This is a genomic window from Lentzea sp. NPDC004782 (assembly GCF_040609115.1).
Lineage (GTDB): Bacteria > Actinomycetota > Actinomycetes > Mycobacteriales > Pseudonocardiaceae > Lentzea.
Genome location: NZ_JBEXJN010000005.1, coordinates 176,319 through 190,470, shown reverse-complemented (window position 1 = coordinate 190,470; position 14,152 = coordinate 176,319). Strand labels below are relative to the sequence as shown.

The following is a 14,152-nucleotide window of genomic DNA, read 5'->3' as shown; positions in this document are numbered from 1 at the left end:
CCTGCGGCTGGCAGCCCGGGACGTGGACCTGCCGGCAGCCCGCCTGCGGCTGGTGGCGCGGGGCGTGGACCTGCCGGTGGTGCGCCTGCCGCCGGCCGTGCACCCGTCGGCCCACCTGCGGGTGCGACGGCGGCCGGAGGTCAGGGTCGTGGACCCGCTGGTGGCCCGCCGCCACCGGCAGGTGGTCAAAGCCGTGCGCCCGTCGGCAACCCACCTCCGGGCGTGCGCACCCCCGCGGGTGGCCCACCTCCGAACGCGCCGATGGCCGCCGGCCAGGGACGTGCGCCGGGAAGCACCCCCGCCGCACCCGGTCCGGGCCGTGCGCCCGGCCCGCCCGCCGCAGCGCCGATGGCCGGCGGCCGCAACCATCCGCCCGGCGCCCCTGGTCCAGGAACGTCCGCTCCTCGCCCCGCCCCCAACCTCGGCGGACCGGCACCTCACACCACGCCGCAGGGCTTCCGGGGCCCGAACGACGGTCCGCCTCCAGGTGGACCGGGTCGCGGAATGCCCAACCCGAACGGCCCCGGGCCTCACGGTCCTGGCGCGTTCGGACCGGGTGGCCCCCACCCGGCCGCCGGACGCAACGGCCCTGCCCCCGGTGTGCCCGGAGGCGCTCCGGGCACGCGCCCCGGTGGTCCTGGCCTGCCTGCGGGCGCGCACCCCGGTGGTCCTGGCACGCGCCCCGGTGGTCCTGGCCTGCCTGCGGGCGCGCACCCCGGTGGTCCTGGCACGCGCCCCGGATCGCCGGCGCACGGTCCGGGCACGCGCCCTGGCCTGCCCGGCAACGGTCCGGGCATGCGCCCAGGTGGTCCCGGCACGCACCCCGGCGTTCGCCCCGGCTTGCCCGCGGGCGGTCCGGGCGTGCACCCCAACGGCCCCGGTGTGCCGCCCGGCGGTCGAGGCCCCTCGCACGGCGGACCCGGCATGCGTCCTGGCCTGCCGGGCGACGGCCCGCGCCCGAACACGCCGCCCGGTGGTCCAGGCCCGCGCCCAACCGCCCCGTACGGCGGCCCTGGTCCGCACCCCAACGCGCCGACCGCACCCCGCCCCGCCGGCCCGCCTGCGGGCTTGCACCAGCAAGCCCCGCCGGCACACCACACGCCCGTCCCGCACGGTGGCGAGCGGCCGAGCGGTCCGCCGCCGGAACACCAGAACCCGCCGCACACCCCCGACGCTCACCAGCAGCACACGCCACCGCCTCCCGGCCCGGACGGCGGCCCGCCGGTCGCCATGCGGCACGTCGACCCGTCGACGTACGGGGTGGACCCGTCGAAGGTCGCGCACCGGGACGTCCCCGGCTGGCAACGTGACGAGAACGCCCTGTACCGCGGCGACACCCGCTCGCCGGAGGAGATCAAGGCGGCGGGCGGGTTCGACGTGCCGCGGCCCGACGAGAAGCCGGACCTGCTGCGGCACGTCGACGGGCACACCAACGCCTACGTCAGCACCAGCTCCGAGCAGCACAAGGCGATGGAGCGCGCGGGCGTCGGCGAAGGAAAGATGTACGTGGTCAAGGCGCCTGGCGGCATCATGACCGACGAGACGCTGCACAACACCGGCCACGGCCGCGAGTACGACGAGAACGAGACGCTCTTCCCCGGCGGCATCGACTGGCGTTACGTCGAGGGCTGGCACCAGGTCCGGCGCGAGGCGGGCGAGTTCGTGCTCGGGCCGTTCGTGCCGAACCCGGACTTCGTCGGCCACAAGACCAGCGACACCACCACCGCGCAGACGGACCACGCTCCCGCTGACCGGACGCACCCCAGCCAGGAACCGGCCCCACCGCGGCACGCGGAGACTCCGCCGAAGTCCGACGCACCCGAAAAGCGCCAGCCCGGACCGACGCAACCACTGCCGCAGCCGAACCTGACCCGCCCGTCGATCGCGGAGCGGCTCAACACCTCGCCGCCGTCCCAGCCATCCGGCCACTCCGACCGGCCTGCGACACCGGCGCACCCCGACCGGCCGTCCACGTCCTCGGTGCTCGACCGCCTGAACGCGCAGGACCACGCCGAACCCAGCCACACCGAGCCGCGGCACACCGAGCCCGGGGTCGCGCGGACCGAGCACCCGCATCCGTCGGAGGACCACCGGCATCAGGACCACGCCGAGCCGCGTCACGCCGAGCCCGAGGCCGCGCGGACCGAGCACCCGCATCCGTCCGAGGACACCCGGCACCAGGACCACGAACCGCACGACCGGTCACAACACCACGAACCACCGTCCAAACAGGACCACGAAGAGGAACCCCCGAAACGCCAGGAGAAACCGCTCCGCGACCGCCTCGGCTCACTCAACGAGGAGCTCGACGCGGAAGTGCGCGACCACGTGCACACCACTCCGGCCGGCATGTCGATCTACGACGTGGGCAACGACCGCAACGCCCACCACACGGCCGGAGCAATGCAGAAGATCCCCGGCCAGTTCGTCGTCGACCTGCACAGCAACAAGGACAACGCGCGCGTGGGCCGTTACCCGCTCATGCCGAAGGACGTCGCGGACATCATCCGCGCGAACCCCGACTACAAGAAGGGTGACCCGATCACCCTCGTCGGGTGCGACGCGGGCAAGCACGACAACGGCTTCGCGGCCCAGCTCGCCCGGGAGCTCGGCACGCCGGTCACCGCGCCGAACACGCACGCCTGGGTCGACTACGAGGGCAACGTCTTCGCCACCAGCGCCCAGGACAACGGGCGTCCCGGCTGGCCGCCGGACGGCGAGTGGCGCACGTTCGGTCCCCACGGCGAGCAGCACATCCACGAAAGTCCTTACCCGCCGGGGCACACGCCGACCTGGGGTGACGAGACGCCCGAGTCCGCGCCGGGGGACGCCGAGCGGCGGGGCGAGCGCGAGGACGACTTCCGCGAGCTGCGCGAAGAAAACCGCGAGAAGCGGGAGGAGGGCCTGGACGCGGTGCGTGAACTCACCGGCCGCAACCCGGCCACGGACGCCGAACGCCGTCCGCACGAGCGCACCCTGTCGACGGCGCGCTACCGCAGTGACCGCGACGGCGAGTCGGCCGACTTCTACAACTTCAGCGGCAAGCAGCACGACTGGAGTCCCGCGGCGGAAGCCCCGCAGCAACCGCCGAAGAACGAGCGGCTCTTCGAGACGTCCAACGCGACCTCGTACGACCCGGAGAGCGGCGGCTGGCGCGACGGCAGCGGCACCCCCAGGGCCAACGACTCGGAACCGAAGATGTTCGAGGACCTCGCGCGGCACCAGCTCGCCGAGTACAGCGGGTTGTCCCGCAACGAGGTCGACACGGCGCTGCGCCAGGCCAACAAGATGGTCGACACGCTCAACAAGGAAGACGAGAACTACTACAAGAACGGCTTCAAGGGCGAGGTGCAGCGCACGCAGGACCGCATGTCCCTCGCGATCGACGAGCTGAACAAGCGCGCGGCGGCGAAGGCGGAGGCGAACGGTACGACCTACACGCCGTTCTCCGCGGCGGACATCTCGGGTGATCTCCGCATGGTGGTCGACCTGCCGTCGGCCAAGCGCGACGGAACACCGGCCGAGTTCCAGATCTGCATGTCGTGCCAGAAGATCATGCTCGCCTACGAGCGCATTTTCCCGAACATGCGCCTGGAAGTCGTCAACCGAGCTGGAGAGAGGCTCTACCCGCTGTGAACCCTGACAACGCGAGCGAGCGCATCGCCGCCATCTTCGACCGCGTGTGCGCGAACGGCCTGCGCCGCGGGTCCGTGGTGGGCGCGTCCGACGACCAGATCGACCAGATGGCCGCGGACCAGGGCGTGGACCGCGTTCCCGAGGCGGTGCGCGCGGTGTTGCGCATCATGGGTGTCCGATCAGGACTGTGGCTGGCCGGCACGGCGTTCGGGGTCGGCGCGATGACCGCCGAACGCAAGAGGCACGTCGTCGCCACGCTGGGCGGTCTCGACCACGAGCTGGCCGACCCGCGCGGCCTGCTCGCGCTCACGGCGCACCAGGGTTACGCCTACCACGTCGTCGACGGCGCCGACCTGGACCAGGACGACCCGCCGGTGTGGGACGTCGTCGAGGGCGAGGGCGCGCGCCGGGCGTGGGACAGCGTCAGCGACTGGTTCGCGGACACGGCACCGAACGTCACGGATCTCCGCGACATGCTGGAGATGATGGAGGAGATGGGCAAGCAGCCGCCGAAGTGGGCCGAGTTCGTCGAACCACGGCAGTCGTGACCGTTTTCCCAGTGTGCGGCGAGGAGTGAAGCACGTGCAGTTCGACATCGCGATCGACGGGAACAAGGCGTTCCGGATCGAGCCCGGCGCGGACGCGACGACCGCGCAGTTCGAGACGGTGCTGGGCGCCGAGATCTGGCGCATCACCGACGAGGGCGCGGCGCCGACCGACCTGGATCCGTTGCAGGGCCACCTGAGCACCGAACGGCTGGTCTTCCTCCGCGAGCTGCCTCCGCTTCCTCGTCCCAGGACGCCTTACCCGTTCTTGCCGGCCGGCGACAAGATTCCGCGCACCAACACCTCGATCGCGAGCCAGGTCCGGGAAGCCCTCATCGCGCTCGTGCCGGACGGCTGGCAGCAGGTCGACCTCCGGTGTCGCGCGTTGGTCCGCCGCATGGAGATCGAGGCGACGGTGGTCATCGACGGCACCACCCACGTGTGGGTGCCGCCAGTGATGGCCAGCCAGTGGTTGCACCGGTTCCGGCTGCGGCAGTTCTTGGATTGGTTCGGTACCTGGTACTCCCTGAGCTTCACGTCGGTAGCGGGTGGTGAGACCTCCCTGCGGTTCGAGGAAAAGGAACAGGAGAAGCCGGACTGGCAGGTCTCGCCTGGCTACGAAGCCTCTGTTCAGCACGCCGCGGACGAGCTGCGACTGCTTCCGCGGCGGCCGGGAGCGGTGCCGCAGTGGATGTGGCGTGCGGCGGGCGAGATGCAGCATCCGGAACGCCTCAGTGCGTTGCCACCCCAGCAGGACACCCAGCTCGAACTGGCGCGCGCGTTCGACGTGATCGAGGACGGCAAGGGCGTCTGGTACCGCCCGATGATCGGTGCCGGAGAACAGGTTCCGCTGCTGCGCTACCTGGAGAACGCTCCGGTGGTCCTGTCGTCGCGCGGCTCGGCGAAGGACCTCTTCGCAGGCGGCGACGAGGAGGTCGTGCCGCTCGCCTACCAGACCGACGGCCGCTGGGTGTGGCCCGCGGGTGTCGCGTACTACCTGCGCCGGCACGAGATCCCGCCGCCGATGGCGCTGGTGGACCACATCCGCCAGCAGCGGTACGAGCTCCCCGTCGTCCCGGAGATCGCGAAGGCCAGGGCCGCGGCGCTCGCCATGGGCAGGCCGTTCAGCGAGAACCAGGTCGAGGCGGCGTTCCGCAGGGCGCTGACGCCGCTCGTCGAGGTGATCGTCCGCGTCCAGACCAGCCCGCGCTTCTACAGCCTGGAGGGTCACCGCGACCAGGCGTGGTGCCTGGTCCGCGACGGCGACTGGTACGAGGTCTACTGGGCCGAGGGCGAGCTGAAGGAGAAGCACGAGCGGTTCGCGGACGTCCGCAACGCGGTCACCTACCTGATCGGCCAGCTCATCGAGAACCAGGACGCCCTGCGGTTCGAGCTCGACGAGGAACTGCCCGCGTGGCAGTCGCCGTACCAGGTGATCTCCGAGCAGGACCCGCCGCTGGACACGATGACCGGCGTGCGGCTGACCAAGGTCGAGGACCTGTTCGTGCACCGCTACGGCGGCGCGGACGGCAACCTCGCCTACGAGACCGAGATCGGGTCGGACCGGGAACACCACCTGTACCGGCTCAAGGGCCCGTGGACGTTGATCACCGCCACAACCGCGGAGGGCGCCCGCGTCTACGTCCTGCCGAAGCCGTTCCACGAGTACCCGGACCACATCGACGACTTCACCCTGCACCCCGGCCTGCCACCGGTCACGGAGTCCCTGCGCGAGCAGGCCCGCCGCCAGGTACCGGACGCCTGGCTGTGGTGCGCCGACCCCGAGGTCGACCGGAACTACGTCGAAGGCATCCCGGACGCGACCCTGTTCGGCGCGTACGCGGTGGGCCCGGACGGCGAGCTGACCGGCGAGACCTACCTGAACCCCAACTACCGCCCCGGTCCCCGCCGCCGCGGCTTCCCCGAACCGCTGGCGGACCTCGACGTGGCCCTGGGCTACGTCGCGTGCGGCTGGGCGACGCAGCAACGCCTGCTGGCGGCGACGCTGGACGCCAACCTGATCGTGGAAACCGACGGCCAGGGCAACCTGCGGATGGGCGTCACCCAGAGCGGACAGCGCTTCGTGGCGGCGTGGTCCGCACCGGGGCACGTGCCGCAGGAGGCCGTGTCACCGATGCAGACGACGGGCCGCGAGCTGGCCCCGGCGCTGGCCGGTGGTGTGCTGGTGGTCAACCCCGGCGGTCAGCTCGGGGTGGAGCTGCCGGGCGACGACCTGATCGCCGCGCTCGCGACCGGCGCCTGAAAGCCTCCGATCTTCTGCTCGAGCAGTTCGGCCAGCCGCAGCGGCGTGCGGTCCTCGAACATCGGACCGATGAGCTGCACTCCCACCGGCAGGCCCTCCGGGGACATGCCCGCGGGTACGGCGGTGGCGGGCAGGCCGGGCATGGTGGCCAGACCTGCCCAGACGAGCTGGTCGAAGAACGGGTGCTCGACACCGTCGATGTCGATCCGGCGTGCCATCAGGTCGGGATCGTGGTCGTGCGGGAACGCGGGCGTCGGCGTGACCGGGCACACCACGGCGTCGAACTCGGCGAACAGCCGCCGCCAGCCGTGGCGGTGGAGCTCGCGGTGGTTGTTCACCTCCAGCCAGTCGCGGTGGCTGAGCACCATGCCGCGCAACCGTGCCGCGTCGAGGCTCCGGTCGTCCGCGCTCAGTCCGGCGGCGCGGATCCGCAGTCGCTCGTCCTCGTCGACGGGAAAACGCGCAACGGAGCCCGAGAACAACAGCTGCGTGTAGAGCGTCGCGGCTTCGGCCAGATCAGGGAGCAGCGGGCTGTGCCGTTCGACGCGGGCGCCGCTGCCGGCGAGCGCGCCGGCCACCCGGTTCACGCCCGCCCGCACGGCCGATGCGGTCGCGATGAGCGGATGCTCGTCGAGGACCAGGACCCGGAAGTCGCCGAGCCGGTCACGGCGCGCGGGCGGCAGGGTCAACTCGTGCGCCACGCCGAGCGTCAGCGGGTCCGGACCGGCCATGACGTCGAGCAGGAGCGCGAGGTCGCGGGCGGTGCGCGCCATCGGTCCGACGACGGCGAGGTCGAGGTCGACCGGCAGGGCCGGCTCGGACGGCGGGACCATCCCGCGGCTCGCCGCCAGCCCGAGCGTCGGCTTGTGCGCGTAGACACCGCAGAAGTGCGCGGGCGTGCGCAGTGAACCGGCGATGTCGGTGCCGAGGGACAACGCGCCGAAGCCTGCCGCCAGTGCCGCCGCCGACCCGCCTGAGGACCCGCCCGGCGACCGGCCGTGGTCCCACGGGTTGTTGGTGGTGCCGTAGATCTCGTTGAAGCTCTGCAGATCCTGCAGCCCCAAGGGCACGTTGGTCTTGCCGAGCACCACCGCCCCGGCGGCCTTGACCCGTGACACCTGGACCGCGTCCTCGGCCGGCACGAAGTCCCGGTACTGCGGCATGCCCCAGGTCGTGGGCAGCCCGGCGACGTTGTAGCACTCCTTGACCGTCACCGGAACGCCGAGCAGCGGCCGGTCTTCGCCGCGAGCGCGCGCTGCGTCGGCATCCCGCGCGGCGGCGCGGGCGCGGTCGAAGTCCGGTACGCAGATCGCGTTGATCGCTTTGTCGTCCCGCTCGACACGAGCGATCGCCTCGTCGGTCAGCTCGACCGAGGTCACGTCACCGGCGCGCAGGGCAGCCAGGAGTTCTTCTGCCGTCTGGAAATTCCCCATGAATCCGACCGTAGCGGCCGCCCGGTGAGGCCATGAAATTCCAATTGGCGCAACGGGAAAAGGCAGTTCTACGAGATCGGCGCCAAGGCCGCGGCGAAGCGCGCCGCGACCTCCGCGACCGCGGCCTTCAACTCCTCTCCGCCCTGGACGCGGAAGGCGAACGGCACCGTCGCCAGCCATTCCTGGGCGTACATCGCCGGATTGCTGGTGCTGCCGATGAGCACGCAGCCGTCGCCCAACGGCTGAAGCCGTCCCATGGGTGGCCGGATCCAGGGCGCCACCTCGGTCAGGGGAGCGTCGAAGACGACCTCGGTGGGAAACTCCCAGCCCGTGCCCAGGTTCTCCTCCAACGCCGCGACCGGGTCGAGGTCGTCGGGCGGCTCGAACTCGTGCGCGGTTTGCCCGACCGTGCGCACCCGGTCGACCCGATAGGTGCGGATCGCGTCCACGCGATGGGAACGGCACAACAGGTACCAGCGCCCGTGCCGGACCACGACGGCCCACGGGTCCACTTCGGACTTCCACGCGCTGCCGGTCTCGCCGCGGTAGGTGATCAGCACCCGGCGTCTGGCCGCGACGGCGGCGACGAGTGCGCCGGTGATGGCGGGATCGGGCCGGGCCGCGTGCCGGTCGGGCGCGGCTTTGGCGTGCTCGCGCAGAGCGGCCGCCTGCCGGCCGACGTTCTCCGGCAGCGCCTGGACGACCTTGCCGAGCGCCGTGCCCACCGGGTCGTCGGCTTCGGTGGCGGCCGGCTGACCGTCGAGCACCGCCATGACCAGGCCCAACGCCTCGGCCTGGGTGAACACGACCGGCGGCAGCCGCGTTCCGCGTCGCAGCCGGTACCCGCCGTGCGGCCCTCGGGTCGACTCGACCTGGATGCCCGCCTCTCGGAGGATCCCGACGTAGCGGCGGGCGGCGCGCTCCGTGACGCCCAGCCACTCGGCGAGCTGGCCCGCCGTCGTACCGGGGCGCGCCTGGAGGACCTCCAGCGCGCGCAGCGCCCGTGCGGTCGGACTGAGTTCACTCGGCACCAGGCCAAGCTAGGCGACCACGACGATGAACCGGAAGCAGATCGTCCGGAATTGCCTCTAGCGTGACCTGACCGCGCACGAGAAGAGGAACTGATCATGGACGTACTGCTCATCGCCGGCCTGTGGCTCGACGGATCCGCCTGGGACGGCGTCGCATCCGCACTCCGGTCGCTCGGCCACCGCCCCGTGCCGCTGACCCTGCCCGGCCAGGGCGACGGCTCCACCACCGCCACGCTCGACGACCAGGTGGCGACCGTGCTCGCCGCCGTGGACGCGGCCGCGGACAAGCCGGTGGTGGTCGGGCACTCGGCCGCCTGCACCCTCGCGTGGCTGGCCGCGGACGCACGCCCGGACAAGATCGCCGAAGTCGTCCTGATCGGCGGCTTCCCGGCCGCCGACGGCAAGCCGTACGCCGACTTCTTCGAACTGCGGGACGGCGTCATGCCCTTCCCCGGCTGGGCCCCGTTCGACGGACCGGACTCGATCGACCTGGACGAGGAAGCGAAGCGCGCGTTCGCCGCCACCGCGATCCCCGTTCCCGAGGGCGTGACCACAGGCGTCGTGCGGTTGACGGACGAGCGGCGCTTCAAGGTCCCGGTCCTGGTCATCTGCCCCGAGTTCACCCCCGCCCAGGCCAAGGAGTGGATCAACGCGGGCGACGTGCCCGAACTCGCCAGGGCCGAGCACCTCGACTTCGCCGACATCGACTCCGGTCACTGGCCCATGCACACCAAGCCGGTCGAACTCGCCCGGCTCATCGCGAAAGGCGCGGACCTCCCGTGACCAAGTACGTGATCGGCCCGGACGTGGCCCTCCGCCTGGCTCGCGACCGGGCCGTGATCGGTGCCGGGCACCGGATCCTGGCCCCCGCGCTCCTCCGCTCGCAGACGCTGTCGTTGCTCTACCAGGAAGTGCAGCGTGGCGAGGTGACCGAAAAGGACGCCGAGCGACACCTCAACCACCTGCGCGGGCTGCGGATCCGGTTGCTCGGAGACCGGGTCCTCCAGGCGAGCGCGTGGAAGGTCGCCGACCGGCTGGGGTGGCCCGACACCTTCGCCGCCGAGTACGTCGCCCTGACCCAGCTCCAGGCGGACGCGTTGGTCACGCTTGACGAGCAGCTCGCCCACGCCGTGAAGGAACTGGTGACCGTCGCCCCGATCGACGCGCTGTTCTGATCACGAACGACACCTGCACGGGTCAGCCAAATCACACCGAGTCACCACCTCGTGACCTCTTCGGGTGAGACGCAGCTCGCACGGCATCAAGAACGCGCAAAGGAACGCGTCAGGGGTGTCAATTTGCCGTCAGACACCCCTGACGTGCGCATTTCCGCCATGCACGCTGACGCACGTCAAGGCCACATCGTTGTCGGGAAGGGAGCGCGTCATGGCCGATCTGGCCTACGCGTTGCTGCTGATCGGAAGTTTCCTCGTGCTTGGTCTCACCGTGCGTGGACTGGAGAAGTTGTGAGCGGCACCGGTCTGCTCGCGAACGCCGCCGGCGGTGTCATCGCGCTGTTGTTGATCGTCTACCTGTTCATCGCTCTCATCAGGCCGGAGAAGTTCTGATGTCACCCACCGTGGCCGGCCTCGTTCAGGTCGGCATCCTCGTCGCGGCCCTGGCGGCGGCCTACCGGCCGCTCGGCGACTACATGGCTCGGGTGTTCCGCACCGAGAAGCACAGCAGGCTGGAGCTGGCGATCTACCGGATCGGGCGGATCGACCCGGACGCGGAGCAGAAGTGGAGCACGTACGCGTACGGCGTGCTGGGCTTCTCCTTCGTCAGCGTCGTGCTGCTGTACGTGCTGCAACGGATCCAGGCGGTCCTGCCGTTCAACTTCGACCGCGGCAACATCGGTCCGGGAATGGCCTTCAACACGGCGGTCAGCTTCGTGACGAACACGAACTGGCAGTCGTACGTGCCGGAAGCCGTCATGGGCCACACGGTCCAGATGGTCGGCTTGACCGTGCAGAACTTCGTGTCGGCCGCCGTGGGGCTGGCCGTCGCGGTGGCGCTGGTGCGCGGGTTCGTCCGGCACCGGACCGACCGGCTCGGCAACTTCTGGGTCGACCTGGTGCGCGGCACCATCCGCATCCTGCTTCCGCTGTCGTTCGTGTTCGCGATCGTGCTGATCGCGCTCGGCGTGACGATGAGCCTCAAGTCCGGTGTGGACGTTGACGGCCAAGTCGTCGCCAACGCGCCGGTCGCGGCGCAGGAGGCCATCAAGGAGCTCGGCACGAACGGTGGCGGTGTGCTCAACGCGAACTCGGCCCACCCGTTCGAGAACCCGAACGAGTGGTCGAACCTGATCGAGATCTTCCTGCTGCTGGTGGTCCCGGTGTCGCTGACCCGCACGTTCGGGCAGCTCGTCGGGGAGAAGAAGCAGGGCTACGTCCTGCTGAGCGTCATGGGCCTGATCTGGTCGGCGATGCTCGCGGTCATCTGGGTCGCGGAGGCGAACGGTCTCAGGCCGTTGGAGGGCAAGGAACTCCGCTTCGGCATTCCAGCGAGTGCGTTGTTCGCCAACGCCACCACGGGCACGTCGACGGGTGCGGTCAACTCGCTGCACGACAGCTTCACCGGACTCGGTGGCGGCGGCACGTTGCTGAACATCCTGTTCGGTGAGATGACACCGGGCGGTGTCGGCACGGGTCTGTACAGCATCCTGGTGATGGCGATCATCGCGATGTTCCTGGCGGGCCTGATGGTCGGGCGGACGCCGGAGTACCTGGGCAAGAAGCTGGGACGCAAGGAGGTCACGGCCGCGGCCGTGTCGATTCTCGCGATGCCGACGGTGTTGCTGATCGGCGCGGGCACCGCGGCGATCCTGCCGAGCACTCAAGGGGCTTTGAACAACCCGGGATCGCACGGCCTGTCGGAGATCCTGTACGCGTATGCGTCGGCGTCGAACAACAACGGCAGCGCGTTCGGCGGTATCACCGTGACCAGCGACTGGTTCCAGGCCTCGCTGGGTGTCTGCATGGCGTTCGGCCGGTTCGTCCCGATCATCGCGGTGCTGGCGCTGGCCGGTTCCCTTGCGGCACAGCGGAAGGTGCCGGTGACGGCGGGCACGTTGCCCACCACCGGACCGCTGTTCGCCACGTTGCTCGCCGGCAGCGTCGTGCTGGTCGCCGCGCTGACGTTCGTTCCCGCCCTTGCTCTTGGTCCCATCGCGGAGGCACTGCTGTGACCAGCACACTTCAGCGGACTCCCGAGGAGATCCGCAACCGGCACGCGGAGAACCTGGGCCACCAGGTCGCGTCCGGCGTCTTCAACCCCCGGCAGCTGCTGACGTCGTTCCCGGACGCGCTGCGCAAGTTCGACCCGCGCTACCAGCTGCGCAACCCCGTCATGTTCGTGGTCTGGGTCGGGTCGCTGCTCGTCACGGTGTTCGCCATCGGCAACCCGAGCGTGTTCACCGTCCTGGTGGCGGTGTGGCTGTGGTTCACGGTGTTGTTCGCGAACCTCGCCGAGGCCGTCGCGGAGGGCCGTGGCAAGGCGCAGGCGGACTCGTTGCGCAGGACCAAGAAGGACGCGGTCGCGCGCAGGCTGACCGAGGACGGCTCCGAGGAGCGCGTGCCCGGTACCGATCTGCGCATCGGCGACCTGGTCGTCGTCGAGGCCGGTGAGGTCATCCCCGGTGACGGCGACGTGGTCGAAGGCATCGCGACGGTCGACGAGTCGGCCATCACCGGCGAGTCCGCACCGGTGATCCGCGAGTCCGGTGGTGACCGCAGTGCCGTCACCGGTGGCACGACCGTGCTGTCCGACCGGATCGTCGTCAAGATCACGACCAAACCCGGCGAGACGTTCGTGGACCGGATGATCGCGCTGGTCGAGGGTGCCGAGCGGCAGAAGACGCCGAACGAGATCGCTCTGACGATCCTGCTGTCCACGTTGACGATCATCTTCCTGCTCGCCGTGGTGGCGCTGCAGCCGTTCGCGATCTACTCGGGTGGCGAGCAGTCGGTCGTCGTGCTGTCCGCGTTGCTGGTCTGCCTGATTCCGACGACGATCGGCGCGCTGCTGTCGGCCATCGGCATCGCGGGCATGGACCGGCTGGTGCAGCGCAACGTGCTGGCGACGTCCGGCAAAGCCGTCGAGGCCGCCGGTGACATCGACACGTTGCTGCTGGACAAGACCGGCACGATCACCTGGGGCAACCGCCGTGCCACGGAGTTCGTCCCGGCGGGAGGCACCGACGAACGCAGGCTCGCCGAAGCCTGCCGGCTGTCCAGCCTCGCCGACGGCACGCCGGAAGGCCGCAGCATCGTCGAGCTGTGCGTGGAGAAGTACGGGTTGCCCGCCGAGGCCTCCGAGCACGAGAAGACCGGCGAGTTCGTGCCGTTCACCGCGCAGACCCGCATGTCCGGCATCGACCTGGACGGCCGGCAGATCCGCAAGGGCGCCGCCAGCGGCTTCTCCGCCTCGGACGAGGTTCGCGCGGTCGTCGACAAGATCAGCGCGGACGGTGGCACGCCACTCGTGGTCGCGGAGAACGATGAGGTGCTCGGTGTCATCCGGCTGAGCGATGTCGTGAAGCCCGGTATGAAGGAGCGGTTCGCCGAACTGCGCGCGATGGGCATCCGCACGGTCATGGTCACCGGCGACAACCCGTTGACCGCCAAGGCGATCGCGGCCGAGGCGGGCGTGGACGACTTCCTCGCCGAGGCCAAGCCCGAGGACAAGATGGCCCTGATCCGCAAGGAGCAGGAGGGCGGCCGTCTGGTCGCGATGACCGGTGACGGCACCAACGACGCCCCGGCGCTCGCACAGTCCGATGTCGGTGTCGCGATGAACACCGGCACGTCGGCCGCGAAGGAGGCCGGCAACATGGTCGACCTCGACTCGGACCCGACCAAGCTGATCGAGATCGTGGAGATCGGCAAGCAGCTGCTGATCACGCGTGGTGCGCTCACGACGTTCAGCGTCGCGAACGACCTGGCTAAGTACTTCGCGATCCTGCCGGCCATGTTCGCGGCGATCTACCCGGCGCTCGGCAAGCTCAACATCATGCACCTGGCCACGCCGCAGTCGGCGATCCTGTCGGCGGTGATCTTCAACGCGGTGATCATCGTGGCGCTGATCCCGTTGGCTTTGAAGGGCGTCCGGTACCGGCCGTCCAGCGCGTCGGCGTTGTTGCGGCGCAACCTGCTGATCTACGGCCTCGGCGGCATCGTGACGCCGTTCGCCGGCATCTGGCTGATCGACCTGCTCGTGCGACTCATCCCCGGGATCGGCTGA

10 protein-coding genes are annotated in these 14,152 nt (G+C 70.5%); 8 read left to right on the top strand and 2 right to left on the bottom strand.

Annotation, left to right across the window (positions count from 1 at the left end):
* Window positions 1–795 precede the first annotated feature (795 nt).
* The 3 genes from ABZV40_RS07030 to ABZV40_RS07020 are packed head-to-tail and all read left to right on the top strand — an operon-like array spanning window position 796 to window position 6,444.
* A complete protein-coding gene (locus tag ABZV40_RS07030; protein WP_355436996.1) occupies window positions 796–3,636 on the top strand; it encodes an enterotoxin A family protein in 2,841 nt (946 codons plus the stop codon).
* Window positions 3,633–4,184 (top strand): hypothetical protein, encoded by a 552-nt coding sequence (locus tag ABZV40_RS07025; RefSeq protein ID WP_355436994.1) that lies wholly within the window; start codon window positions 3,633–3,635, stop codon window positions 4,182–4,184. Before ABZV40_RS07030 ends, ABZV40_RS07025 begins: the two co-directional genes overlap by 4 nt.
* 34 nt (window positions 4,185–4,218) lie before the next feature.
* Window positions 4,219–6,444, top strand: a complete 2,226-nt coding sequence (locus ABZV40_RS07020; RefSeq protein ID WP_355436992.1) for an SseB family protein — start codon at window positions 4,219–4,221, stop codon at window positions 6,442–6,444.
* Here ABZV40_RS07020 and ABZV40_RS07015 read toward each other — a convergent pair.
* On the bottom strand, window positions 6,384–7,877 hold the full coding sequence (locus tag ABZV40_RS07015) for an amidase (RefSeq protein WP_355436990.1): 1,494 nt from the start codon (window positions 7,875–7,877) through the stop codon (window positions 6,384–6,386). The genes ABZV40_RS07020 and ABZV40_RS07015 overlap by 61 nt on opposite strands.
* A 68-nt stretch (window positions 7,878–7,945) precedes the next feature.
* A complete protein-coding gene (locus ABZV40_RS07010) occupies window positions 7,946–8,908 on the bottom strand; it encodes a WYL domain-containing protein (RefSeq protein ID WP_355436988.1) in 963 nt (320 codons plus the stop codon).
* A gap of 96 nt (window positions 8,909–9,004) precedes the next feature.
* Between ABZV40_RS07010 and ABZV40_RS07005 the strand changes: the two genes are divergently transcribed.
* The 5 genes from ABZV40_RS07005 to kdpB all read left to right on the top strand — a co-directional run bounded on the left by ABZV40_RS07005 (window position 9,005) and on the right by kdpB (window position 14,152).
* Window positions 9,005–9,691 (top strand): alpha/beta hydrolase, encoded by a 687-nt coding sequence (locus ABZV40_RS07005; protein WP_355436986.1) that lies wholly within the window; start codon window positions 9,005–9,007, stop codon window positions 9,689–9,691.
* Complete coding sequence (locus tag ABZV40_RS07000) at window positions 9,688–10,083, top strand: type II toxin-antitoxin system VapC family toxin (protein WP_355436985.1); 396 nt, start codon at window positions 9,688–9,690, stop codon at window positions 10,081–10,083. The genes ABZV40_RS07005 and ABZV40_RS07000 overlap by 4 nt, the downstream gene beginning before the upstream one ends.
* A 291-nt stretch (window positions 10,084–10,374) precedes the next feature.
* Window positions 10,375–10,476 (top strand): K(+)-transporting ATPase subunit F, encoded by a 102-nt coding sequence (kdpF, locus tag ABZV40_RS06995; RefSeq protein WP_355436983.1) that lies wholly within the window; start codon window positions 10,375–10,377, stop codon window positions 10,474–10,476.
* Complete coding sequence (gene kdpA / locus ABZV40_RS06990; protein WP_355436981.1) at window positions 10,476–12,098, top strand: potassium-transporting ATPase subunit KdpA; 1,623 nt, start codon at window positions 10,476–10,478, stop codon at window positions 12,096–12,098. Before kdpF ends, kdpA begins: the two co-directional genes overlap by 1 nt.
* The gene (gene kdpB, locus ABZV40_RS06985) at window positions 12,095–14,152 is read left to right on the top strand and encodes a potassium-transporting ATPase subunit KdpB (protein ID WP_355436979.1); all 2,058 of its coding nucleotides are present in this window, start codon (window positions 12,095–12,097) and stop codon (window positions 14,150–14,152) included. Before kdpA ends, kdpB begins: the two co-directional genes overlap by 4 nt.

Excerpts from the sequence above, each read along its gene's own strand:
- ABZV40_RS07030 (WP_355436996.1), top strand. The coding sequence starts at position 796 with ATGCGCCCAGGTGGTCCCGGCACGCACCCCGGCGTTCGCCCCGGCTTG.
- ABZV40_RS07015 (WP_355436990.1), bottom strand. The coding sequence starts at position 7,877 with ATGGGGAATTTCCAGACGGCAGAAGAACTCCTGGCTGCCCTGCGCGCC.
- ABZV40_RS07005 (WP_355436986.1), top strand. The coding sequence starts at position 9,005 with ATGGACGTACTGCTCATCGCCGGCCTGTGGCTCGACGGATCCGCCTGG.
- kdpA (WP_355436981.1), top strand. The coding sequence starts at position 10,476 with ATGTCACCCACCGTGGCCGGCCTCGTTCAGGTCGGCATCCTCGTCGCG.